We start from the raw sequence: 22,761 nt of genomic DNA, 5'->3' as shown, positions 1-22,761 counted from the left end.
AACCGACTCCGCGAGGCCGTCCCGTAGCGCCGTGAGACGCCCTGATAGAGCGACCCACACACCCGGAGGAGACGGCGTCTGACGCCGAGCTCCACTTCCACTGCGCCGCCGGTGCGTTTTTAGGTGCTTCGGGGGAAGGGAGGGATACCGAATGACGTCCTTCCAGTCGACGATCGGCGACGAGGAGGGGATCGCGGAGGAGCTGGCCGAGGGCCAGCGCGAGATCTCCATCGCCGAGTTCTTCGAGAAGAACAAACACATGCTCGGGTTCGACTCGGGCGCCCGCGGGCTCGTCACCGCCGTCAAGGAGGCGGTCGACAACGCCCTCGACGCGACCGAGGAGGCCGGCGTCCTCCCCGACATCTACATCGAGATAGAGGAGGTGGGCGACTACTACCGGCTCGTCATCGAGGACAACGGGCCGGGAATCACGAAGGAACAGCTCCCGAAGGTGTTCGGGAAGCTCCTGTACGGCAGCCGGTTCCACGCGCGCGAGCAGTCGCGCGGGCAGCAGGGGATCGGCATCTCGGCGGCCGTGCTCTACTCGCAGCTGACCTCCGGTCAGCCGGCGAAGATCACCTCGCGCCCGAAGGGCCAGTCGCGGGCGCAGTACTTCGAGCTCATCATCGACACGGACACGAACGAGCCGGAGATCCAGGCCGACGAGGAGACGACGTGGGACCGCCCCCACGGCACCCGGATCGAGCTGGAGATGGAGGCGAACATGCGCGCCCGCCAGCAGCTCCACGACTACGTGAAACACACCGCGGTCGTCAACCCGCACGCGCGGCTCGAACTCCGCGAGCCGGGGCTCGACGAGCCGATGAAGTTCGAGCGCGCGACCGACGAGCTGCCGGCGGAGACGAACGAGATCCGCCCGCACCCGCACGGCGTCGAGCTCGGGACGCTGATCAAGATGCTGGAGGCGACCGAGTCGTACTCCGTCTCCGGGTTCCTCCAGGAGGAGTTCACCCGGGTCGGCAAGAAGACCGCCGACAGCGTGATCGGCAACTTCCGCGACGTGTACTACGGTCGAGAGCTCGCCTGGTCGCCGCCGCGCGCCCACGACGACCGCGACGTCACGGCCGCGGTCTCGGCGGCCGTCGCGAACAAGGGCGAGGCGGCGACGACCGCCTTCGCCGAGGGCGTCGCCGAGACGGCGGGGAACAACGACCGGGTCGCACGGTCCGAGGTCGCCGAGATCGTCGACAACACCGCCGAGACCGTCGCGGACGACACCGGCAAGACGTTCGGCGGAACCGTCCGCGAGAACGCGGTCGACGCCGCGTGGCGAGCGGTCACCGGACTCGGCGACGAGGCGGACGACGGCGGGTCGGACGGCGATGCGGAGTCGCCGCTCGTCCCCGACGTGTACGCGCTCGTCGACGAGGCGACGTCGACGCGGAAGGACGACGCGGCGGTCCAGGCGATGGCGGAGGCGCTCGCGCGCCGGTTCGAGAACCTCGACGGCGAGGCGTTCCGGATCACCCGCGACGACCTCGAACGGCTCGTCGCGGACGCGGCGTCGTTCGTCGCCGAGCAGCGCGACGCGACCTTCGGCGAGACCGCGCGCGAGAACGTGGTCGAGGCGTTCTGGTCGCGGGCGCGGACGGTGCCGGACGACCCGCCGAAGGTGACGGCGATCGCGGGCGACCGCGACGCCGCAGCCGACCTGCTGGAGGCGATGCGGACCACGGACATCCTCGCCCCCCCGACCGACTGCCTCGCGCCGATCACGGCGGAGCTGGTCGAGGCCGGGCTCCGGAAGGAGTACGACGCGGACTTCTACGCGGCCGCGACCCGAGACGCCGACGTCCACGGCGGCGACCCGTTCATCGTCGAGGCCGGCATCGCCTACGGCGGGGAGATCCCGTCGGACGGCTCGGTGGAGCTGCTCCGGTTCGCGAACCGCGTCCCGCTCGTCTACCAGCGCGGCGCCTGCGCGACGACGGACGTGATAAAGGGGATCGGGTGGCGGAACTACGGGCTCGACCAGCCCGGCGGCTCCGGGATGCCGAACGGACCGGCCGTCATCAGCGTTCACGTCGCCTCCACCAACGTTCCGTTCACGAGCGAGTCGAAGGACGCGCTCGCGAACGTCCCGGAGATCGAAGACGAGATAGAGCTCGCGGTGCGTGAGGCCGCCCGCGAGCTGAAGTCGTACCTCAGCAAGCGGCGCTCGATGCAACAGCGCCGGGAGAAACAGGACGTGCTGGGTCGGATCCTCCCCGAGATGGCCGACAAGGTCTCGGAGGTCACGGGCCGACCGCGCCCCGACATCGACGGGGCCCTGGCGCGGATCATGAACAACGTGAGCGTCGAGCGCGAGGTGAACGGCGAGACGGTGACGCTCGTCGTCGAGAACCACTCCGACGTGAACGAGCGGCTGGAGATCACGGACATCGTCTCGACCGAGCCGACCGACCTCTCGGACGGGACGGCGGTGGACATGGACGGCGAGTGGTTCGTTCAGTGGAAGCCCGAGGTGCCCTCGGGCGACGAGCGGGAACTGACGTACGCGGTCGACGGCGACGCGGAGTTCGAGGTCAGCGTCGGCGGCGTGGAGACGGAGAAACTGACGGTGAACGCCTAAATGACGACAGAAAGCGACGCACGAGACGAGCTGATCGACCTGGCGGCGGACTTCTACGACCAGTTCGCGTCTGGGTCGATCCCGGAGATGACGCTCCCCACGCGGACGAAGAGCAACATCGAGTACGACGACGAGAGCGGGGTCTGGACCTACGGCGACCGCACGTCGACGCGCAGCGCGAACTCGGTGCGAGGCGCGCGCAAGCTGTTGAAGGCCGCCTACACCATCGAGTTCCTCGCGAACCAGCTCGACGACGACCGCTCGTCGACGCTGCGTGAGCTGTACTACCTCTCCGAGTCGTGGGACAACGACGAGGCGCAGTTCTCCTCGCAGGACGAGTCGAACGACCTCGTGGAGGACCTCGAAATCGTCACGGGCGTCACCCGCGAGGACTTCCACATGCGCCCGGAGGAGTCGGGCGCGAAGGTGATGGGCCCGCTGGAGATCCGCGAGCAGACCAACCGCGGCGACCGCGAGATCCACTGCCAGCTCGACGTGGGCCAGGGCGGCTACCAGATCCCCAACAACCCCGACACCATCGAGTTCCTCGACAACGACGCCGAGTTCGTCCTCTGCGTGGAGACCGGCGGCATGCGCGACCGGCTCGTCGAGAACGGGTTCGACGAGGAACACGACGCCCTCGTCGTCCACCTCGGCGGGCAGCCGGCGCGCGCCACGCGGCGGCTGACGAAGCGCTTCCGCGACGAGCTCGACCTCCCGGTCGTGGTGTTCACCGACGGCGACCCGTGGTCGTACCGGATCTACGGCTCCGTGGCGTACGGCTCGATCAAGTCCGCGCACCTCTCGAAGTACCTCGCGACGCCCGAGGCGCGGTTCATCGGGATCCAGCCCGAGGACATCGTCGAGTACGACCTCCCCTCGGACCCGCTCTCCGACTCCGACATCAACGCCCTCGAATCGGAGTTAGAGGACCCGCGCTTCCAGACCGACTACTGGGAAGAGCAGATCGAGCTCCAGCTCGACATCGGGAAGAAGTCCGAGCAGCAGTCGCTCGCGAGCCGCGGGCTCGACTTCGTCACGGACACCTACCTCCCCGAGCGGCTCGGCGAGATGGGCGTGCTGTAGGCGCGACCGCCGTCCTCGACGGCGCCCCGCGCTACTCGTCCTCGTAGTCGATGCCCGCTATCTCCCGCCGCTCGCCGTCGGGGTCGTCGTCCGCGTACTTGTAGACGACGCCGTCCGCCTCGTCGGCCGTCGCCCTGTGGGACCCGTCACAGAGCGGCTTCGAGTCCGACAGGCCGCACCGACAGACGTAGATCAGGCCGTCGTCGCCCTTGTCCTCGTCGTCGAGAACCGCCGGGCCCCGCTCCTCGTGCGTGACTTCGCGCGCCATGTCGACCGATCCGGCCCGAGCGGGAAACCGGTTGCGGCGGCGTCGAGGCGCCGCCTTCGCCGCCCGACCGCCGCAACCCCCTTGCCCGTGGGGTCCGTATCGGTGGTATGAGCGAGACCGACGAGCGGGACCCGAGCGAGCTGACGGACGACGAGTGGCGCGAGCGACTCTCCGAGGAGGAGTACCGCGTGCTCCGCGAGAGCGGCACGGAGGCGAAGTTCTCCGGCGAGTACGTCGACCACCACCCCGACGACGGGGAGTACCGCTGTCGCGCCTGCGGCACCGTCCTCTTCGAGGCGGAGACGAAGTACGAGTCCGGCTGCGGGTGGCCGGCCTTCTACGCCGCCGAGGAGGACTCCGTGACGACGCACGTCGACACCAGCCACGGGATGCGCCGCACCGAGGTCCGGTGCGCGAACTGCGACTCCCACCTCGGACACGTGTTCGACGACGGCCCGGAGCCGACCGGGAAGCGCTTCTGCATCAACTCGGTCGCGATGGAGTACGACGAGGAGTAAGCGCGGCGGGAGGAGGCGAGACCCACGGGGCGCTCCGCGTCGCCGTCAGGACTCACACAGCGGGAGCCTGACGACGAAGACGGCGCCCTCGGGGGCGTTGTCCTCGACCCACACGTCGCCCCCGTAGGTCTCGACGAGCGACCGCACGAGGTACAGCCCGATCCCCGCGCCCGGGCTGTCGAGCCCCTTCTCTCCCTTCCCGAATATCTCGTCGCGCTGGTCCTCGGGGACGCCCGGCCCGTTGTCGGCGACTCGGACCTCGGCGACGCCTGCGGCCTCGTCGACGGACGCGGACACCGTCACCGTCGGCGGCGTCTTGTCGTTGTGCTGGACCGCGTTCCGCAGGAGGTTGCGGAACACGGAGCTCAGCATCTCGTCGCCGACGACCTCCACCTCGGGGTACGACCCCTCGACGGTGAAGACGGCCTCCGAGTACCCCGACCGGACCTCCTCCACCTGCTGCGAGAGGACCCGGTCGAGCGCGACTCGGCTCGGCTCGGCGTCCTCGCGGAGCATCACCTCCGCGAGGTCGCGGACCGTCGTCGTGAGCGAGACGGCGCTCTGGGTGTTGCGCTTGATCACGTCTAAGTACTTCTCCCCCTCCTCGTCGACGTGGTCGTCGAGCAGCTCGGCGTACGCCCCGACGAGCTGGAGGTCGTTGCGGATGTCGTGGCGCATCACCTGGTTCAGCAGCCGTAAGTCGTCGCGCTGGCGCTTGAGCCGCTCTTCGGGGTCCTGATCGCGGGGGGCCTCGGCCGCCCCGTCGGCGTCCACGTCGGCGTTCGCCTCCTCGCTCATACGGGACGGTACGGACCCTCGTCGCTTTTACATACCGATCCGGTGGGGGGCGCTCCGACGATAGGCTACATCCCCTCGTCGAGCAGCTCGCGGGCGACGATGTTCTTCTGGATCTCCGTGGTGCCCTCGTAGATCTGGGTGATCTTCGCGTCGCGGTAGAGCCGCTCGACGTCGTGGTCGTTGACGAAGCCGGCGCCGCCGTGGATCTGAACCGCCTCGTCGGCGACCTCGACCGCGGTCCTGGAGGCGAACTCCTTGGCCATCGACGCGAGCGCGGTGAGGTCGCCGGCCTCGTTGTCGACCGCCCACGCCGAGCGGTAGGTGAGCCAGCGCGCGGCCTCGGTGTTGGTGTGCATCTCCGCGAGCTTGTGTTTGATCGCTTGGAAGTCGGAGATGGAGCGCCCGAACTGCTCGCGCTCCTCGGCGTACTCCAGCGCCCGCTCGGCGGCGCCGCGGGCGATGCCGACGCCCTGCGCGGCGACCGCGGTGCGGGTCTCGTCGAAGAACTGCATGAGCTGTAAAAAGCCCATCCCGCGCTGGCCGATGAGGTTCTCCTCCGGGACGCGCACGTCGTCGAAGCGCAGCTCGGCGGTGTCGCTCGCGCGGATCCCGAGCTTGCCGGTTATCTTATCGCGGGTGAGCCCGTCGCGGTCGCCCTCGACGAGGATCTGCGAGTAGCCCGAGTAGCGGTCGTCGATGTCCGGGTCCGTCTCGCAGACGACGACGAAGTAGTCCGCGACGGTGCCGTTCGTGATCCACATCTTCGAGCCGTTGATCACCCACTCGTCGCCGTCCTTCTCCGCGCGGGTGGCGACGCTCGTCACGTCCGAGCCCGCCTGCGGCTCCGAGATGGCCGAGCCCATCACCGCGTCGCCCGCGGTCACCTCGGGGAGGACGCGCTCCTTCTGCGCTTCCGTGCCGAACTCCATGAGCGCCTCCGCGCCGAAGCCGGCGCTGGAGATACAGAGCCCGATGCCGGGGTCGGCCGCGAACAGCTCCTCGGTGAGGATGGCGTTCTCCAGCGACGAGTAGCCGATCCCGCCGTACTCGACCGGGACGTGCGGCGCGAGCAGCCCCATGTCGGCCGCCTCGTCCATGACCTCGTGCGGGTACGACTCCTCGACGTCGTATTCGGTCGCGACCGGTCGGATCTCCTCGTCGGCGAACTTCCGGACCTCCTCGCGCAGCTGCTTCTGCTCGTCCGTTAGCTGGAACTCCATACGCGGACTATCAGGATCGAGCGTGATAATCGTTAGCGAACGTGGAACAATCTGCGAAGAGTTGTTCGTTTAGGTTCGCAGGGGCACGGAGAGACCGCGGCGACCGACTCGTGCCCGGAGCCGCGTTGCGGGGTCAGCGACCCTCGACGAACGCGGCGATCCGGTCGGTCGCCTCCTTCAGTTCGCGCATCGAGGTGGCGTACGAGACGCGCAGGTGGCCCTCGCCGCCCGCGCCGAAGACGGATCCCGGGACGACGGCAACGCCCTCGGCCTCCAGCAACGCCTCGGCGAACGCCTCGTCGTCGCCGCCGCACTCGGGGAACGCGTAGAACGCGCCCCCCGGTTCGAACGTGTCGAGGCCCATCTCGTTGAACCGGGAGACCACGAGGCGGCGGCGGCGGTTGTACTCCTCGACCATCTCCGCGACCTCGTCGTCGCAGCGGTCCAAGGCCTCGACCGCGGCGTACTGCGGCGTCGTCGGCGCCGACAGCATCGTGTACTGGTGGATCCGGTTCATCGCGTCGATCGCGTCGGTCGGGCCCAGCGCGTACCCGAGGCGGAGCCCGGTCATCGCGTACGCCTTCGAGAACCCGTTGACGACGACGGTGCGCTCGCGCATCCCCGGCTGCGTGACGATCGAGGCATGGTCGGTCCCGTAGGTGAGCGCGGCGTATATCTCGTCGGCGACGACGCGGAGGTCCTCGTCCCGACAGAACGCCGCCACCTCGGCGAGCTGCTCGTCGGTCATCGTCGCGCCGGTCGGGTTGTTCGGGTAACAGAGCACGAGCAGGTCGGCCTCGGCGGCGCCCGCGGCCGCCAGCGACTCCCGGGTGAGCGCGAAGTCGTCCGCGGCGCGCGTCGGGACCGTCAGCCGCTCGCCGCCCGCCAGCTCGATCCCCGGGCCGTAGGAGATGTACGTCGGCTCGTGGACCGCGACGGTGTCGCCGGGGTCGACCAGCGCCCGGAAGGCGAGGTCGACCGCCTCGCTCGCGCCGGTCGTGACGAGCACCTCCGACTCGGGCTGGTACGACTGGTCGTAGCGCTCGTGGTGCGCGGCGATCCGCTCGCGGAGCGCGGCCATGCCGCGGTTCGCGGTGTAGGAGGTCTTGCCCCGCTCCAGCGAGTCGATCGCGGCGGTGCGGGCGGCCCACGGCGCCGAGAAGTCGGGCTCGCCGACCCCCAGCGAGATGACGTCGTCGCGCGCCTCCGCGAGCTCGAAGAACTTCCGGATCCCCGACTCCGGGAGGGTGCGCGCGCGGTTCGAGAGCCTCATGGCGACACGGAGAGGCGGTCGTCGTCGTCGCCGTCCTCGAACCGGATCCCGCCGTCCTTGTACGTCTCCATGATGTAGTGGGTCACCGTCTGGGTGACCTCGGGCATCGGCGCGACCTGCTCGGAGATGAACTCGGAGACGTCCTGCATCGTCTCGCCGAGCACCTCGACGGCGAAGTCGTAGTCGCCGGAGACGAGGTGTAAGGCGTCGACCGCGGGGAACTTCGCGATCCGGTCGGCCACCTGCTCGTACCCCGTCTCGCGGTCGAGCTCGACGTTGATCTCGACGACGGCGCGGATCTTCCCCTCCTCGACGCGGTCCCAGTCGACCACGGCTTGGTAGCCGTGGACGACGTTGTCCGCCTCCAGCGCGTCGATCGCGTCCGCTACCGCCGCCGCGTCGAGGCCCGTCTGGGCCGCGATGTCGTCGATGTCCTCGCGGGCGTTCCGCGCCAACACGTCGAGTACCTCGCGCTCGGCGTCCATACCCGACGATCGCGCGGGGGCGGTTTATGAGTAGCGACGGACGCAACACGGGCGAGTCCCGGGGCGGCGCCCGACGCCGTCACGGCGCGTCCGTTTCCGGCACCCTCACCGCTTTCCGAATGGCACGCGAACCGCCGCCCATGGCTTCAGACACCACCGGCAGGAGCGAGACGTTCGACATCGGCGGCGAGCTCCCGGTCAACCGGCTCGGCTTCGGCGCGATGCGGGTCACCGGCGAGGACATCATCGGGCGCCCCGACGACGAGGAGGCGGCGAAGGCGGTGCTCCGGCGGGCGGTCGACCGCGGCGTCGACTTCGTCGACACCGCCGACTCCTACGGGCCGGGCGTCTCCGAGCGGCTGATCGGCGAGGCGCTCGGCGACCCCGACGACGTGGTCGTCGCCTCGAAGGCCGGGCTGCTCCGCAACCGCGAGGGCGAGTGGCTCCCCCACGGCGACCCGGACTTCCTGAAGAATCAGGTGCTGTGTAGCCTCGACCGGCTCGGGACGGACACGATCGACCTCTATCAGTACCACCGTCCGGACCCCGACACCGACTTCGAGGACTCGGTCCACGCGTTCGCGGAGATGAAAGACGCCGGGCAGGTCGCGCACGTCGGCCTCTCGAACGTCACCGTCGAGCAGCTGGAGACGGCGCTGGAGATCGTCGACGTCGCCACCGTCCAGAACCGCTACAACGTCGACCACCGCGACGACGAGGACGTGCTGGCCGCCTGCGAGGACCACGGCGTCGGATTCATCCCGTGGGGTCCGATGTACGCCGTCGACGACGACGAGGCCGGGCCGGTGCTCGACGAGGTCGCCGAGCGGCGGGACGCCACGCCCCAGCAGGTGTCGCTCGCGTGGCTGCTCGACCACTCCGACGTGACGCTTCCGATCCCGGGCACGTCGAGCGTCGAGCACCTCGAATCCAACCTCGCCGCTGCGGAGCTGTCGCTGACCGACGAGGACCTGACGGCGCTGAACGACGTCGACCCGCAGTAAGCGCCGAGACCCGCCCTCGTCGCTCACTCGACGGTCTCCGTCCCGGCCATCTCGGCGACCTTCAGCGCGGTCGCGACGTTGAACGCGAGTCCGAGCGGCGCGGCGGCGACCGCGGCCGCGACCGCGCCGCCCGGACCGGCGTGCGCGAGCAGGCTCACGGGGACCGAACAGACCGCCGTGACGACCGCGACGGCGAGGAAGAACCCGAGCGGTCGGTGGTCGTCGACGAGCGCCCGGGCCCGCCGCGCCGCCGACGCGATGTCTCTGTCCTCCAGCGTGAGGACGTAGGCGGTCGGGAAGTACAGGTAGGAGACGACGAGCGCCGCCAACACCGCGACCACGAACAGCGGCGGGAAGAGGAGCAGCGGGATGAAGAGACCCCCGAGCGCGACGACGACGAGCGCTTCGAGGAGGACGAACCGGACGCCGAACCGGCGGACGGCCGCGACGAAGTCGTACCGGCCGGTCGTGATCGCGGCCGCGACGCTCCCGAAGTACCCCGCGCTGAGCGCGCCGGAGACGACGACGTACGCGCCGATCACGGGGACGAGGAGCGGCAGGGGGTCGAGCGACCCGTACGGGAGCGACACCGTCACCCCGCCGCCGCGGGGCGCGTCGACGAAGCTCCAGAGGTCGTACCGGTACACCGGGAACGACGCGCGCAGGGAGAACCCGTTCGTTCGCCCCGTCGCGACGAGGTCCCGAGCGCGCAGCAGCGCCGTCGCGAGCGGAACCAGCGCGAGCGGGAGCACCCGGGGGAGCTGCGAGGCGACACGTTCGACGAGCGTGTCCGGCGGGTCGGGGGCGGCGGGACCGCTGGAGGGCTGCGACATACCGACGACTGGGCGTCGCGGAACTGAAAACGGCTTCGGCGCGGGCCGACGGAGACGGCGGCCGGGCTACTCGTCGAACGGGTTCGTCAGCTCGACCGTCTCCTCGCGGTCGGGACCGACGCCGACGGCGTACACCGGGGTGTCGATCTCGTCGGCGAGCAGTTCCAAGTACTCGCGGGCGGCCTCGGGGAGGGCGTCGTAGCCCGCCTCGGCGACCGCGGCCGAGTCGAACGGCTCCCACGTGTCGAGCGTCTCGTAGATCGGCTCGCACCGCTCCCACCGGTCGGTGGTGGTCGGCACGGTGTCGAGCTCCGTTCCGTCGAGCTCGTAGCCCGTACAGACCTTCAGCTCGTCGAGACCGGCGAGCACGTCGACGTGATTGACGGCGACGCCGGTGAATCCGGAGACGCGCGCGGAGTGCCGGAGCATCGGGAGGTCGAGCCAGCCGATCCGGCGCGGGCGCCCGGTGACGGTGCCGAACTCGCCGCCCTTCTCCCTGATCTCGTCGGCGAGCGCCTCCTCGTCGGCGTCGCCGTCGAGTTCGGTCGGGAGCGGGCCCTCGCCGACGCGCGAGAGGTACGCCTTCACGATCCCGACGACCTCGCCGTCGCCGACGGTCGTGACGCCGACGCCGGAGCCGACCGCGGCGGCGCCGGCCGTCGGGTTCGAGGAGGTGACGAACGGGTAGTTCCCGTGGTCGACGTCGATGTGGGTCCCCTGCGCGCCCTCGAAGACGATCGCGTCGCCCGCCTCGCGGCGGCGGTGGAGGTAGTCGGAGCAGTTGACGGTCATCCCCTCGTCGGCGAGGCGCTCGCCGATCGCGGCGAACTCCTCGTGAAGCGCGTCGACGTCGAACGCGTCGGCGCGGTCGTCGTCGGCGAGGTCGATCCCGTACACGTCCTCGACGAGCGCGCGCTTCTGCGGGACGACGTAGTCGAGCTTCTCGCGGAGCGCGTCGGGATCGAGCAGGTCCGCGACCCGGATCCCGCGGCGGCCGGCCTTGTCCTCGTAGGTCGGGCCGATGCCGCGCCCGGTCGTGCCGACCTCGTCGCCGGCGTCGTCGTCGGCCTTCACCTCCTCCTCGATGCCGTCGAGCACGCGGTGGTACGGCATGATGACGTGCGCCCGGCGGGCGACGCGCACGTCGGGGTCGAGCCCCCGCTCGCGCAGGTCGTCGATCTCGGTGAACAGCGTGCGCGGGTTGACGACGCAGCCGTTGCCCAAGACTCCGACCGTTCCCCGGACCGCGCCGCTGGGAACCAGGGAGAGCTTGTACTCCGCGCCGCCTTCGACGACGGTGTGGCCGGCGTTGTCGCCGCCCTGATAACGGACTACGACGTCCGCGTCCCCTCCCCACCGGTCGACGAGGGCGCCCTTGCCCTCGTCGCCGAGCTGGGAGCCGACGATGGTGAGTGTCATACGACCTGCCGATTCCCCGCGGGGGGTAAAACAGATTACGGTCTGTGACCGTGAGACTACCACAAACGTGGATCGAAAAGCCCGTATATCAGAGAGAATACGCTTGTTCGTGTATTTACTCCCCGCACCGTTCGCGATCGGTGTTATCGTTCGCGTTCGGACCGTGCGTGTTCTCCGCTGCCGCGCCGCGATCGAACACGTTAACTACTCCCACGTGAAAGCGTGCGATCTGAGCGGGCCTCCGCGGCCGTCGACAGCAACTTTTAAACGGGGGCATGACGAGTTAACATGTGCCATGATAGATCGACTAGAGAAGGAGGTAGACATGCTGGAACGTCACCTCCAGGTCCTGCGGATGGTCATCGAAAACGAGCCGATCGGCATCGTGAAGATGTCGAACGAGACCGGTTACCCGCACCACAAGGTCCGGTACTCGCTGCGCGTCCTCGAGGAGGAGAACCTCATCGAGCCGTCCAGTCAGGGCGCCATCACCACGGAGCGCACCCACGAGTTCGTCGACGAGCTCGACGAGAAGCTCGACGAGACCGTCGATAAGCTCGGGTCCATGCGGATCGACGACGCCGCCGAGCTCGAGAACTGATCGGAACTTCGATTTCGCCCGCCGACGCACCTGCCGCGTTTCCGTTCTCCGCGAGCTACTCCCGACGCTTTCCCCGCGGTTACAGGTCGGGGACCGTCATGTGGAACCCGCCGTCGCGCGCCTCCACGAGACACAGGTGATACCCCTGCTTGCGCGAGAGCTTCACGAAGCTCGCGCGCTTCGACCGGCTGAACAGGCCCCCGCCGACCGCGTCGCTCGCTGTCTCTAGGGCCCCCGGCTCGAAGAAGCTCTCCGTCACCGCGAACGCCCCCGCGAACGTCTCGTTCGACGCCGCGATGTCGCGCCCGTTCTCGACGAGCGACTCCAGCGTCCCCTCCGCGGTCGGGTCCCGGCTGTCGTTCAGGTCCGCGACGAACAGCGGGTGGCCCATCCGGTCGCGCAACACGAGGTCGAACGCCCGCTGCTCGCGGGTCTCCTCGCCCCCCTCCCGGATCGCGATCGACACCGTCCCGCCGATCTCGGCGCGGTCGACCTCGGGGAGCGCGTCGTAGAGGTCGCGGAGCGTCCCCTCGTTGCCGGTGCCGCGGACCTCGAACGGGAGGTCTTCGACGAGCCAGCGGGTGAACCCGTACTCGATGGTGTCTTGGAGGAACTCCTCGAACGGTCGGCCGTCGACCGCGAGGCCGTCGGTCTCGAAGCTCGTGTGGTGTTCGACCCGGAGGTTCTCGCGGAGCGCCTCCCGGTCGGCGGCGCCCTCGTGGGCGTCGGCGAGCGTCGCGCCCTCCTTCGAGTCGTACCTGATGAACAGGTTGGTCCCCTCGCGCGCCTCGCCCGGCGTGAGCGTCCGCTCCGCGTCCGGGAGCCGCTCCCTGGCGTTCGAGAGTTCGTCCCGGAGCCGGTCGCGCTCCTCGCGGAGGTCCTCGACCTCGGACTCGAGCCGGTCGACCGCCTCGGCCAGCTCGTCGCGCTCCGACTCGATCTCGTCGCGCTCGGCCGCCAGGCGGTCGCGCTCGTCGGCGAGCGACTGTCGCTCCGTCTCCGTCTCCTCCAAGGCCGCCTCGAGCTTCCGCACCCGCTCGGGGTCGGCGTCGGCCGCCGCCTCGCGCTTCGACACCGCCGACGGGGTCGACGACGGCGTCTCGGTGGCGCGCGGCGAGGGCGAGCCGCTGTTCGCGTCCGATCCGCTCCGCCCGGTCCGGGCGCGGTCGTTCGCCGAACGGGAGCGCTGCGACGACGCCCCGCGCCGCCCCCCGCCGGAACGCGGCTCGCCGCCGGCCTCGGAGGGGTCGAGCGCCGGGATCGACTTCTGTTCACGCCACTCGGCCTCCTCGGAGAACACGTCGTCGGAGTCCGGGGCGTCGCCGTCCGCTGCGCCCGCGTCCGACGCGGCCGCGCCGTCGGAATCGGCCGGCGCCCGTCCCGTCCGGTCGGCGCCCGCCGCGCCGTCGCGGCCGTCCGAGTCGGCGTCACCGATCCGGACGGCGTCGGACGCCGGCCCGTCCGTCTCGTCGGCGCCGTCGCTCGGGTCCGCGCCGTCGCGGTCGCTCTCCGCGGTGCGCACGTTGACGCCGTTCGGTTCGTCCGAGCGGTTCGTCGGAGACGGCCCGTCTTCCCGCCCGCCGTCGTCGCCGGGCTCGCCGGGGGCCTCGGATTGATCGTCGGTTTCGTCGGCCTCGGGGGCGGCCCCGGGGCTCGCCGGCTCGTCGGTCAATTCGTCGGCCTCGTCGCTCGCCGCGTCGGATCCGGCGGCCGCGCCGGACTCGCCCGCGCCGTCGCCGTCCGGGAGCGGCCGGACGTCGAGGTCGACCTCGTACACCGTGTAGATCCCGACCTCGTCGGCGGCGAGGTCGAACGCGTCGTCGCCCGTCTCCAGCCGCCGGGCGTTGCCGACGTACGCCGCCGCCATCGACTCGCCGCCGGTGTAGGCGACGTAGTAGTCGCCGGAGAGGACGTTCTCCGAGAGCTCGATGTACCCGGTGAATCCCCCCTGCGAGAGCTTGCGGTCGGCCTCGTCCAGCGGCGTGTCCTTGGTGTAGTACTTCGCCCGCGGCTCGCCGCCGAGCTCCTGCATGGCGAAGAGCACGGGGAGCGCGTCGTCCGGGGCCCGATAGACGGTCCCGGAGGCCTCGGCGAAGGCGTCGAGCGCCGCGTCGACGACGCCGACGACGCGCCCGTCGACGAGGAACAGCCATCCGGTCCCGTCGGTCGCCGCCCCCGAGAACCCGTCGTCGACGACCCGCCGGAGCCCCGCGAACCCGTCGGAGAACGAGCGGTCGTCCCACTCGGCGATCGCTTCCCGTCGCTGTGCGTCCATCCTTGCGTTTACGTCGCCAACACCGACTCAAATACCTTCCGGAGCGTGAGACGGCCGTCTGACGCCGCGCGCGGCGGACCGAACCGCTCGACGGCGGGCCGGACGTCTCGGCGCCACGCCCGGCCCGGTCAGTCCGTGCCGACGGCGGCGATAGCCTCGCGGCCGAGGTCGACGACGTCGTCCGGGAGGTCGCTCGCCGCCAGCTCCGCGGCGGTGTACCAGCGCCAGCGCGCCGGGTCCACCTCGTCGTCGCCGTCGGGGGCGATCTCCCGCGAGTCGACGCGGGCGTAGTAGAGGTGGTCGACGTGCTGATGGCCCACCGACCCGTCCTCGTGGACGTTGATGTCGTGGAGCATGAGGTGGGCCGGCTCCGGGAGCCCCCGAGTGTTCGGGCCCGTGATCGCCGACTCCGTCGCGACCAGCTCGGGGGTCAGCCCCGTCTCCTCGCGGACCTCGCGCCGCGCGGCCTCGTGCGGCAGCTCGTCGCGGTCGACGTGGCCCCCGGGCGGCAGCGTGATCCCCAGCCGCTCGTGCTCGTGAAGGGCGGTCGCCCCGTCGTTGACGATGTAGGTCGTCGCCGTGAAGTGGCGAGTCGTCTCCATGGTTCCGGGTGGCGACGCGTCGCCTTCGCGGTTTCGGCTCCCGGCGCGAGGCCGACTCCGCTCCGGCGACGCGAACGCCATTGAGGGTCCGGCGTGACCGTTAGATATGCCGCCGTTCGACGCGGACGACCTGTCGTGGACGACGACCGACGCGGACGACGCCGCGTGGCGACGGAAGCGGCCGGACGCCGCGGCGGGCGGCGCGGACCTCGGCCGTAGCCTCTACGAGCTGCCGCCCGGGGGCGACGCCGAACGGTCGCTGTCGGGGTACTACCGGATCGGCGACGACGTGGGGTACTGGGACGGCGAAGAAAGCGGGTGAACCGGCGAGCGTCCTTCGAACGCGGCGACGGGCGGCCGCGCAGCGGCGGCGTCAGTTCAGCGCGACCGAGTCCTCGGCCTCGAGGAGCTCGTGGTAACGGTTCCGGATGGTGACCTCGCTGATGTTCGCGACCTCGCTGACCTCGCTCTGGGTCACCTTCTCGTTGACGAGCAGCGAGGCGGCGTAGACGGCGGCCGCGGCGAGCCCGACCGGCGACTTGCCGGAGTGGATCCCCTGCTCCTTCGCCGTGTCGAGCAGGCTGCGGGCCCGGCGCTCGGCCTCGTCGGAGAGGCCGAGGTCGGAGGCGAACCGGGGCACGTAGCTCTCGGGGTCGGCGGGCTGGATCTCCAGCTTGAGCTCGCGAACGACGTAGCGGTACGTCCGGGCGATCTCGTCCTTCTCGACCCGGGAGACCCCCGCGATCTCGTCGAGGCTGCGCGGCGTCCCCGCCTGCCGGGCGGCGGCGTACAGCGAGGCGGTGGAGACGCCCTCGATGGAGCGGCCGGGGAGGAGGTCCTCGTCGAGCGCGCGGCGGTAGATGACCGACGCGGTCTCGCGGACGTTGTCCGGGAGCCCGAGCGCGCTCGCCATCCGGTCGATCTCGCCGAGCGCCTGCTTGAGGTTGCGCTCCTTGGAGTCGCGGGTGCGGAAGCGCTCGTTCCAGGTCCGCAGCCGCTGCATCTTCTCGCGCTGGCGGCTGGACAGCGACTTGCCGTAGGCGTCTTTGTCCTGCCAGCCGATGTTCGTCGAGAGCCCCTTGTCGTGCATCATGTTCGTCGTCGGGGCGCCGACGCGCGACTTGTTGTCCTTCTCCTTGGAGTCGAACGCGCGCCACTCCGGCCCGCGGTCGATCTCGTCCTCCTCGACGACGAGCCCGCAGTCGACGCAGACGGTCTCGCCGTGCTCCGTGTCGGTCGCTAACTGCCCGCCGCACTCGGGGCACCGCAGCTCCTCGTCTTCGGTCGTCGACTCGGTCTCGCTCTCGTCGTCGACGTTCTCGGTCGTGTACGTTCGAAGGTTCTCGCTCATTGGTTTGGTGCGTGGAGGGAACAACGAAACCGAGAGACGGGTCTCGGTGGTTTCCTCACCTTCGAGTAAGTGACCGACGCACTTAAATGTTCGCGTATCTGGCGTCGCGAGGACACGGCCGAAAACGGCGTGTAGAACCCTGTACAATTCGGAATTCTCGACGGGACCGACTGACCCGCGCTGGAAGCGCGATCGACGGCGCGAACGCGGGAGTTGGTATATAGCCGTTTCGCGCCGGACGGGGCGGCGTTCGAGGCCGCCGGCCCGCCGGTCACTCCCCGGTCGCGGCGGCCGCGACGGCGCCGGCGAGGGAGCCGAGGATCACGGCCAGCCCGGTCACCAGCGCGACGCTCGAGGCGAGGTCGGGGCCGGCGGCGACGCCGGCCGCCTCCGAGGCCGGGATCCCGTCGGCGTCGGAGATCGGTACCCGCCCGTCGGACGCGTGGCGCGTGAGCGGCACGCGGGAGAGCGCCCGCAGCGCGAGCATCGCCGGGAGGTACCCGAGCGCCGTGCCCGCGCCGGTCACGGCGCCGGCGAGCGTGTCGCCGACGCCGAGGTATCGGACGGTGGCCGCGCCGCCGAGGGCGACGACGAGCGGGACGGCCCGGAGCGGCCACAGCGCGGCGTCGGCCTGTATCAGCGGGCGCCCGAAGACGACGAGGTCCGACAGCCCGGGACCCGTCCGCGTCCGGACCCAGTGCGCGTCGAAGAGGAACCAGATCGACCCCTCGACCGCCGAGACCGGTCCCCCGACCATCCACCGGGCGACCGCCGAGTCCCCCGGCGACACGCCGGCGACCGCGAGTCCGACCCGCGTGAGCCCGAGTCCGAGCAGCGCCGCGCCGGCCCCGCAGGCGGCGGCGACGGGGAACCACCCCGCCGGGAGCGACACCAGCGAGCCGACCGTCGTTCTGCCGTCGGTCGCCATCTCGCTCCGGCGTTCCCGAGCGAGCGGGATATGTCTTCTCACGGGCCGCGGGCGGAGCGGCGATCGGTTCCGCGAGGACAACCGCTTTGGGCGTCGCGCGAGCAGCACGCCTATGAACCGAACGCGGCTCGACGACCGCCTCGCGGACCTCGACACCGACGGCTACCTCCTCGACGCCTCGCAGGAGGACGCCAACCAGCTGTACCTCTCCGGGTTCACCGGCCCCGACCCGTTCCTCACCCTCTACGCCGACGGCGGGGTCCACGTCCTCGTCAGCGGGCTGGAGTACGGCCGGGCGACGACGGAGGCGGCGGCCGACACCGTCGAACGCCACGCCGACTACGACTACGAGTACGGCGGGCGCGAGGAGCGCAACGACATGTACGCGGCGTTCGTCCGCGACAAGGGCGTCGAGTCCGTCTCGATGCCGCCGCGCGGCCCGGTCGGTACCGCGGACGCCCTCCGCGACCGCGGGATCGAGGTCGCGGTCGACGCCGACGACCGGCTCCAAGCGGTCCGCGCCGTGAAGACCGACGACGAGGTCGACGCGATCCGCGACGCGCAGAAGGCGAACGAGGCCGCGATGCGGGCCGCCGAGGATCTGATCGCCGGCGCCGACGTGGCGGGCGAGGGCGACGACGCGGAGGCGGGCGTCCTCCTCCGCGACGGCGAGCCGCTCACCAGCGAGCGCGTGACCGAGGAGATAGAGGTGACGCTGCTGCGCCACGGCTGCGCGCTCGACGAAACGATCGTCGCCGGCGGCGCGCAGGCCGCCGACCCGCACGACCGCGGCTCCGGCCCGCTCCGCGCGGACGAGGCGATCATCGTCGACATCTTCCCGCGCTCGAAGGCGACGAAGTACAACGCCGACATGACGCGGACGTTCTGCGTCGGCGAGCCGAGCGAGACCCTCCGCGAGTGGTACGACCTCACCGAGCGCGCGCTGGGCGCCGCGCTGGACGCGGTCGAGCCGGGCGCCACGGGCGAGGAGGTCCACGCCGCCGCCTGCGAGGTGTACGAGGAGGCCGGCGAGCCGACGTTCCGCACGGACCCCGAGACCGAGACCGGGTTCATCCACTCGACCGGGCACGGGATCGGCCTCGACGTCCACGAGTCGCCGCGGCTCGCGAGCGGTGGCGAGGAGCTGGAGCCGGGCCACGTGATCACTGTCGAGCCCGGCCTCTACGACCCCGCTGTCGGCGGCGTCCGGATCGAGGACCTCGTCGTCGTCACCGAGGACGGGTACGAGAACCTCACCGACTACCCGATCGAGTTCGTCGCGGAGTGAACCGTTGCTGGGCGCCGGGGGGCGTCCCGGACCGCCGCCGGCGTCGCGCGACATCCGGCCCGTCTGACCGCGATCGGAAGCCGCTTTGACCCGTACCCGGTACGGCGACCGTGAACTGGCGGTACGAACACACGGCGCTCGCGCTCTGTACGCTCGCGTTCACCGGGACGATGGTGGCGCGGCTCGTCGTGAGCCCGCTCGTCCCGGAGATCACTGCCCGGTTCGGCGTGACGAACGGCACGGTCGGGCTCGCCTTGAGCGGGATGTGGCTCACCTACGCGCTGGCGCAGTTCCCCTCCGGCGTCCTCGGCGACCGCTACGGCGAGCGCCGCGTCATCCTCGCCGCCGTCGGCGCCACCGCGGTCGCCTCCGTCCTCCTCGCCGCGTCGCCCTCGATGCTCTCCTTCGGGCTGTTCGCAGCCGCGCTCGGCGTCGGCGCGGGCCTCCACTACTCGGTCGCGACGACGTTCCTCACCCGGCAGTTCGACGACACGGGCCGCGCCATCGGCGTCCACGTCGCCGGCGGCCCGCTCGCGGGGCTCGCCGCGCCGCCCGCCGCCGCGCTCGTCGGGTCGCGGTACGGCTGGCGCGCCGGCGTGCTCCTCGGCGCCGCGGTGGCGGTCCCCGTCTTCGTCCTGTTCGCGTGGCGGGTCCGACCGACCGAACCCCTCCGGCCGGACCAGCCGATCGGCGAGCGGTTCGCCGTCGGCCCGCTCGTCGAACTGCTCTCGCGGCCGCGGATCCTCTACACGACCGCGCTCGCGACGATGGGGGCGTTCACGTGGCAGGCGACCGCCTCGTTCCTCCCGACGTTCCTCGAGGTCGGGACCGGCCTGTCGAGCGCGCTGTCGGCGCTGCTGTTCTCCGCGTACTTCCTCGTCCACGGCGGCACCCAGCCGGTGACCGGCTCGGTGTCCGACCGGATCGGACGCGACGCCACGGCGATGGTGACGATGGGCGCCGGCGTCGTCGGCTACGGGGCCCTCGCCGCGGCCGCGACGCTCGACCTGGGCCTCCTCGTGTCGGTCCCGGCCGTTGGCCTCGTCGGCCTCGCGATGTCGTGGGGCGCGCCGATCCAGTCGCGGTTCATGGACCTGCTGTCCGACGCCGAGCGGGGCGCCGGCTTCGGGCTCGTCCGGACCGCCTACATGGTGACGGGCGCCACCGGCAGCGTCGTCGTCGGCGCCGTCTCGGACGCCGCCGGGTGGCCCGTCGCGTTCGGGCTGCTCGCGGGCGTGATGGCGCTGGGGCTGGCGACGCTGTCGGCGAACCGGCTGCTCGGGACGAAGTACTGAGCCGGAGAAAGGCGAGCCGCGAGAGCCCCGTGCCGCCTCAGAGGCGGTCGTCCTCGATGCTGCCCGGGTCCTCCGCGGTGTCGAACATGTTGTTCTCGGCGCCGTCGAGCATCTCGTCGCGGGGCTCCTCGTCGACCACGCTCACGTTGTACGCCTCGATACCGGACGCGATCAGGTCCTCCGCGGCCTGCTCCTCGGAGACGAACTCCTCGTCCGCCAGCTGCTGAAACTCCGCGTACACGTCGTCCGAGAGGTTCAGCTCGAAAGTGGGCATACCCCTCGTTCCGACCGGACGCTTTTAAATCGTTCCCTCGTTGCGTGACGCGTCTACGGAGGGGGATCACAGCGACCGACGGCGGCGAGACGGTGATCGAGGCGGCCGACGGCGGCCGTCGTATCGTCCGCGACGCCGTCGACAGCGCTCAGGCAGAGGCGCGGGACCTGCGCTCGGAAGCGGACGAGAGCGGCTGAGGGCCGACCGGCCGCGACGGCCCGAACATCTGCGGGGTCAAGGGTCCCCCGACGGGGTGACAGGACTCGAGTATGCCGGGCTTCCCGTCGCCCTTCGGCGCCGACGACGAGGACCTGTTCGACGGCTACGACGAGTTCGTCGCGGGGCCGGTTACAGGTCCCGCCAGGCGCCGAGGAACCGCTGGACCGCGGTGAGGTGGCCGACCGCGGCGAACAGCGCGAGCAGCAGGCCGACGACGTTCAGTCCGGCGACGATCGGCGCGGAGTAGACCGCGGCGACCACGCCGACGATCCCGGCGAGCGCGAGGCGGTCGGCCCGGCCGAGGAGCCCGCCGTACTCGCGGCCGATGCCGACCGCCTGGATCTGCGTGCCGAGGTACGAGGTGAGGAGGACGCCCGTGACCGCGGCGAAGCCGAGCGCGTACGCCTCGACGCCCGCCGTGAGCCCGGCGATGATCGCCACGTCGGCGTAGCGGTCGAGGACGTGGTCGAGGAAGTCGCCGCCGTCGGAGGCGACGCCCTGGTGCCGCGCGAGCGCGCCGTCGACGACGTCGAGCCAGCCGTTGAGGAGGACGAGCAGCGCGCCGGTCGCGTACAGGGGCGCCGACCCGAGGGCGAAGGCGGCGGCGGCCCCCACCGCGACGAGGAAGGCGATCACGCTCACTTGGTCGGGCGAGAGGCCGAGCCTGTCGGCCGCCGACACCCACGGGCCGAGCAGGCGGTCCGCCACCGAGCGGTACTGGTCGAGGGTCATCTACCGTCTCGACGCTCGCGGCCGGCTCATATATAATCGATGAAGTCCACGGTGCCGGCGCTCGGCTCGCGCTCGCCCTCGACCGCCGCGCGGATCGCGTCGGCGACCGCCGCGGGCTCGCGGTCGGTCGCGTCGACCTCGTAGACGTTCTCCGCGCCGTGTTCCGCCACGGCCTCGGAGAGGATCACGTCGAGCGCCTCGCTCTCCGCGTTTTCGGCGGCCGTCTCCGACGACTCGCCGCGCTCGGCGAGGCGGGACTCGATCGCCTCCGGGCGACAGCGCAACACGACGACGCGGTCGACGTCGAACCGGTGCGCGAGGTGGGAGTCGAGGACGCCGGTCCAGTCGCCGAGGTGGTCGCGGACTGCGTCGAGGTCGGCGACGAGCGTGTCGCGGTCGGCGTCGCGCTCGGTCCAGAGGTCGTCGTCCGACGTGATCCGCTCGTTGAGGTGGATCACGTCGTACTCGTCCTCTAAGAGCGCCGTCGCGGTCGACTTGCCGGTTCCGGGGGTTCCAGTGACGGCGATGCGGTCGGCGCGGCCGCGGCCCGCGCTCGACCCCTCGGAATCGGGCGCCTCCGTCACGCGCGGACACCGAGTTCGAGGTCGGCCAGCACGTCGTTGAGCAGGGCGACCGCCTCGCGCGTCTCCTCGCGCGTCCCCGTGGAGACGCGGACGTGTTCCGGGAGGCCGAACGAGGTGCAGTCGCGGACGATGACGCCGCGCTCCTGAGCGGCCTCGGCGACGCGCTCGCCGTCGCCGACCGCGGCGAGGACGAAGTTCCCCGCGGAGTCGACGGTGGGCGCGTCGAGCTCGTCCGCGATGTACTCGCGGGCCCAGCGCGCGGACTCGACGGACTTCTCGACGTGCCCCTCGTCGTCGAGCGCGGCGAGCGCGGCGCGGCAGGCCGGCTCGTTGGCCGCGAACGGCGTGTTGACGCGGGCGTACGCCTCGCCCCACGCCTCCGGGACGACGCCGTAGCCGATCCGGAGCCCGGCGAGGCCGTACGCCTTCGAGAAGGTGCGGAGGACCGCCACGTCGTCGCGCTCGTCGGCGAGCGGGATCGCGCTGTCCACGTCGGCGAACTCCCCGTACGCCTCGTCGACGACGACGAGCGTCTCCTCGGCGGTCGCGTCGGCGACCGCCTCGACCTCGTCCAGCGGGATCGTCGAGCCGGAGGGGTTGTGCGGCGAGGTGAGGTAGACGATCCGCTCGCCGCCGTAGGCGGACAGCACCGTCTCGGCGTCCTGCGCGAACCCGTCGGCCGGGGAGAGCTCGTACTCCGTCACCTCGCCGTGGTGGTACCGCGAGGACATCGCGTAGTAGGCGAAGCCGGGGCTCGGCACCAGCACCTCGTCGCCGGGCTCTAAGGCGGCCCGCGAGAGGTAGTCGATCGAGCCGTCGGCGCCGGGCGACACCCACACCTGCCCGTCGTCGACGCCCCACTTCTCGGCGATCCGTGCGGTGAGGTCCGTGTGCGAGGACTTCGGGTACTGGTTCACGCGGTCGGCGTGCTCGCGGATCGCCTCGACGGCCGCCGGGCTCGGCCCGTGCGGGTTCTCGTTCGAGGAGAGCTTGATGAGGTCGTCGGGGTCGAGCCCGCGATCGCGGGCGACCTCCTCGACGCCCCGCCCGGGCACGTACGGCGAGTGATCGGAGAGATCCCGTGGTTCCATGTCACCGGGTCGGGGACCGGCGGG

General features: G+C 71.1%; 24 protein-coding genes. 9 read left to right on the top strand and 15 right to left on the bottom strand.

The genetic code is table 11. The annotated features are described in order from the left end of the window. Positions 1-151: 151 nt before the first annotated feature. Together EXE50_RS02965 and EXE50_RS02960 are read left to right on the top strand one after the other, a co-directional pair. Positions 152-2,593 (top strand): DNA topoisomerase VI subunit B, encoded by a 2,442-nt coding sequence (locus tag EXE50_RS02965; RefSeq protein ID WP_137704323.1) that lies wholly within the window; start codon positions 152-154, stop codon positions 2,591-2,593. After that, positions 2,594-3,679: a DNA topoisomerase IV subunit A gene (locus EXE50_RS02960; RefSeq protein ID WP_053771221.1), complete on the top strand. Its 1,086-nt coding sequence runs from the start codon at positions 2,594-2,596 to the stop codon at positions 3,677-3,679. 31 nt (positions 3,680-3,710) lie between these two features. On the opposite strand, the gene EXE50_RS02955 is transcribed toward EXE50_RS02960, so the two are convergent. After that, positions 3,711-3,947 (bottom strand): CDGSH iron-sulfur domain-containing protein, encoded by a 237-nt coding sequence (locus tag EXE50_RS02955; protein ID WP_053771220.1) that lies wholly within the window; start codon positions 3,945-3,947, stop codon positions 3,711-3,713. 107 nt (positions 3,948-4,054) lie between these two features. Here EXE50_RS02955 and msrB point away from each other — a divergent pair, with 107 nt between their 5' ends. After that, on the top strand, positions 4,055-4,465 hold the full coding sequence (gene msrB / locus EXE50_RS02950) for a peptide-methionine (R)-S-oxide reductase MsrB (protein ID WP_121599388.1): 411 nt from the start codon (positions 4,055-4,057) through the stop codon (positions 4,463-4,465). A 45-nt stretch (positions 4,466-4,510) separates the two neighbouring features. Here the strand turns inward: msrB and EXE50_RS02945 are convergent, their stop codons facing one another. From EXE50_RS02945 to EXE50_RS02930, 4 genes are all read right to left on the bottom strand, one after another. Next, complete coding sequence (locus tag EXE50_RS02945) at positions 4,511-5,263, bottom strand: sensor histidine kinase KdpD (protein WP_121599387.1); 753 nt, start codon at positions 5,261-5,263, stop codon at positions 4,511-4,513. Positions 5,264-5,328: 65 nt separating this feature from the next. Then, the gene (locus tag EXE50_RS02940) at positions 5,329-6,483 is read right to left on the bottom strand and encodes an acyl-CoA dehydrogenase family protein (RefSeq protein WP_053771217.1); all 1,155 of its coding nucleotides are present in this window, start codon (positions 6,481-6,483) and stop codon (positions 5,329-5,331) included. A gap of 133 nt (positions 6,484-6,616) precedes the next feature. Beyond that, positions 6,617-7,756, bottom strand: a complete 1,140-nt coding sequence (locus EXE50_RS02935) for a pyridoxal phosphate-dependent aminotransferase (RefSeq protein WP_053771216.1) — start codon at positions 7,754-7,756, stop codon at positions 6,617-6,619. Further along, positions 7,753-8,241 carry an Lrp/AsnC family transcriptional regulator gene (locus EXE50_RS02930; RefSeq protein WP_053771215.1) on the bottom strand — a complete coding sequence of 163 codons (489 nt, stop codon included), beginning with the start codon at positions 8,239-8,241 and terminating at the stop codon, positions 7,753-7,755. Before EXE50_RS02930 ends, EXE50_RS02935 begins: the two co-directional genes overlap by 4 nt. A gap of 140 nt (positions 8,242-8,381) precedes the next feature. Between EXE50_RS02930 and EXE50_RS02925 the strand changes: the two genes are divergently transcribed. Continuing rightward, positions 8,382-9,245 (top strand): aldo/keto reductase, encoded by an 864-nt coding sequence (locus tag EXE50_RS02925; protein ID WP_137704322.1) that lies wholly within the window; start codon positions 8,382-8,384, stop codon positions 9,243-9,245. A gap of 23 nt (positions 9,246-9,268) precedes the next feature. On the opposite strand, the gene EXE50_RS02920 is transcribed toward EXE50_RS02925, so the two are convergent. Together EXE50_RS02920 and EXE50_RS02915 are read right to left on the bottom strand one after the other, a co-directional pair. Continuing rightward, on the bottom strand, positions 9,269-10,078 hold the full coding sequence (locus tag EXE50_RS02920) for a hypothetical protein (protein WP_053771213.1): 810 nt from the start codon (positions 10,076-10,078) through the stop codon (positions 9,269-9,271). A gap of 66 nt (positions 10,079-10,144) precedes the next feature. Continuing rightward, positions 10,145-11,497: an adenylosuccinate synthase gene (locus EXE50_RS02915; RefSeq protein ID WP_137704321.1), complete on the bottom strand. Its 1,353-nt coding sequence runs from the start codon at positions 11,495-11,497 to the stop codon at positions 10,145-10,147. A gap of 295 nt (positions 11,498-11,792) precedes the next feature. Here EXE50_RS02915 and EXE50_RS02910 point away from each other — a divergent pair, with 295 nt between their 5' ends. Then, positions 11,793-12,098: a hypothetical protein gene (locus tag EXE50_RS02910; protein WP_004045854.1), complete on the top strand. Its 306-nt coding sequence runs from the start codon at positions 11,793-11,795 to the stop codon at positions 12,096-12,098. A 79-nt stretch (positions 12,099-12,177) separates the two neighbouring features. Here EXE50_RS02910 and EXE50_RS02905 read toward each other — a convergent pair whose 3' ends face one another. Continuing rightward, positions 12,178-14,373: a hypothetical protein gene (locus EXE50_RS02905; protein WP_137704320.1), complete on the bottom strand. Its 2,196-nt coding sequence runs from the start codon at positions 14,371-14,373 to the stop codon at positions 12,178-12,180. 128 nt (positions 14,374-14,501) lie between these two features. Beyond that, positions 14,502-14,975, bottom strand: coding sequence for an NUDIX hydrolase (locus EXE50_RS02900; protein WP_053771210.1), 474 nt, complete (start codon positions 14,973-14,975; stop codon positions 14,502-14,504). A gap of 106 nt (positions 14,976-15,081) precedes the next feature. Between EXE50_RS02900 and EXE50_RS02895 the strand changes: the two genes are divergently transcribed. Continuing rightward, positions 15,082-15,297: a hypothetical protein gene (locus tag EXE50_RS02895; protein ID WP_137704319.1), complete on the top strand. Its 216-nt coding sequence runs from the start codon at positions 15,082-15,084 to the stop codon at positions 15,295-15,297. A 51-nt stretch (positions 15,298-15,348) separates the two neighbouring features. Here the strand turns inward: EXE50_RS02895 and EXE50_RS02890 are convergent, their stop codons facing one another. Together EXE50_RS02890 and EXE50_RS02885 are read right to left on the bottom strand one after the other, a co-directional pair. Continuing rightward, complete coding sequence (locus tag EXE50_RS02890; RefSeq protein WP_053771208.1) at positions 15,349-16,326, bottom strand: transcription initiation factor IIB family protein; 978 nt, start codon at positions 16,324-16,326, stop codon at positions 15,349-15,351. A 271-nt stretch (positions 16,327-16,597) separates the two neighbouring features. Further along, a complete protein-coding gene (locus EXE50_RS02885; protein WP_053771207.1) occupies positions 16,598-17,254 on the bottom strand; it encodes a hypothetical protein in 657 nt (218 codons plus the stop codon). 112 nt (positions 17,255-17,366) lie between these two features. Here EXE50_RS02885 and EXE50_RS02880 point away from each other — a divergent pair, with 112 nt between their 5' ends. After that, on the top strand, positions 17,367-18,542 hold the full coding sequence (locus tag EXE50_RS02880; protein ID WP_137704318.1) for a Xaa-Pro peptidase family protein: 1,176 nt from the start codon (positions 17,367-17,369) through the stop codon (positions 18,540-18,542). A 110-nt stretch (positions 18,543-18,652) separates the two neighbouring features. Beyond that, positions 18,653-19,837, top strand: a complete 1,185-nt coding sequence (locus EXE50_RS02875) for an MFS transporter (protein WP_137704317.1) — start codon at positions 18,653-18,655, stop codon at positions 19,835-19,837. Between the two features lie 37 nt (positions 19,838-19,874). Here the strand turns inward: EXE50_RS02875 and EXE50_RS02870 are convergent, their stop codons facing one another. After that, positions 19,875-20,111, bottom strand: a complete 237-nt coding sequence (locus tag EXE50_RS02870; protein ID WP_053771204.1) for a hypothetical protein — start codon at positions 20,109-20,111, stop codon at positions 19,875-19,877. Between the two features lie 44 nt (positions 20,112-20,155). Between EXE50_RS02870 and EXE50_RS17105 the strand changes: the two genes are divergently transcribed. Then, positions 20,156-20,308: a hypothetical protein gene (locus EXE50_RS17105; RefSeq protein ID WP_158293558.1), complete on the top strand. Its 153-nt coding sequence runs from the start codon at positions 20,156-20,158 to the stop codon at positions 20,306-20,308. Between the two features lie 151 nt (positions 20,309-20,459). Here the strand turns inward: EXE50_RS17105 and EXE50_RS02865 are convergent, their stop codons facing one another. From EXE50_RS02865 to hisC, 3 genes are read right to left on the bottom strand one after another with little or no spacing between them, the layout of a single operon-like run. Continuing rightward, positions 20,460-21,062: a CDP-alcohol phosphatidyltransferase family protein gene (locus EXE50_RS02865; RefSeq protein ID WP_053771203.1), complete on the bottom strand. Its 603-nt coding sequence runs from the start codon at positions 21,060-21,062 to the stop codon at positions 20,460-20,462. A gap of 26 nt (positions 21,063-21,088) precedes the next feature. Beyond that, on the bottom strand, positions 21,089-21,646 hold the full coding sequence (locus tag EXE50_RS02860; RefSeq protein ID WP_137704316.1) for an adenylate kinase family protein: 558 nt from the start codon (positions 21,644-21,646) through the stop codon (positions 21,089-21,091). Next, entirely contained in the window at positions 21,643-22,737 is a 1,095-nt protein-coding gene (hisC, locus tag EXE50_RS02855) for a histidinol-phosphate transaminase (protein WP_137704315.1), read from the bottom strand. The genes EXE50_RS02860 and hisC overlap by 4 nt, the downstream gene beginning before the upstream one ends. Between the last annotated feature and the right edge of the window lie 24 nt (positions 22,738-22,761).

The sequence above is a fragment of the Halorubrum sp. ARQ200 genome, from assembly GCF_005435115.1.
GTDB lineage: Archaea > Halobacteriota > Halobacteria > Halobacteriales > Haloferacaceae > Halorubrum > Halorubrum tropicale.
The sequence above is the reverse complement of the archived record's forward strand: the minus strand, read 5'-3'. Positions and strand labels throughout refer to the sequence as shown.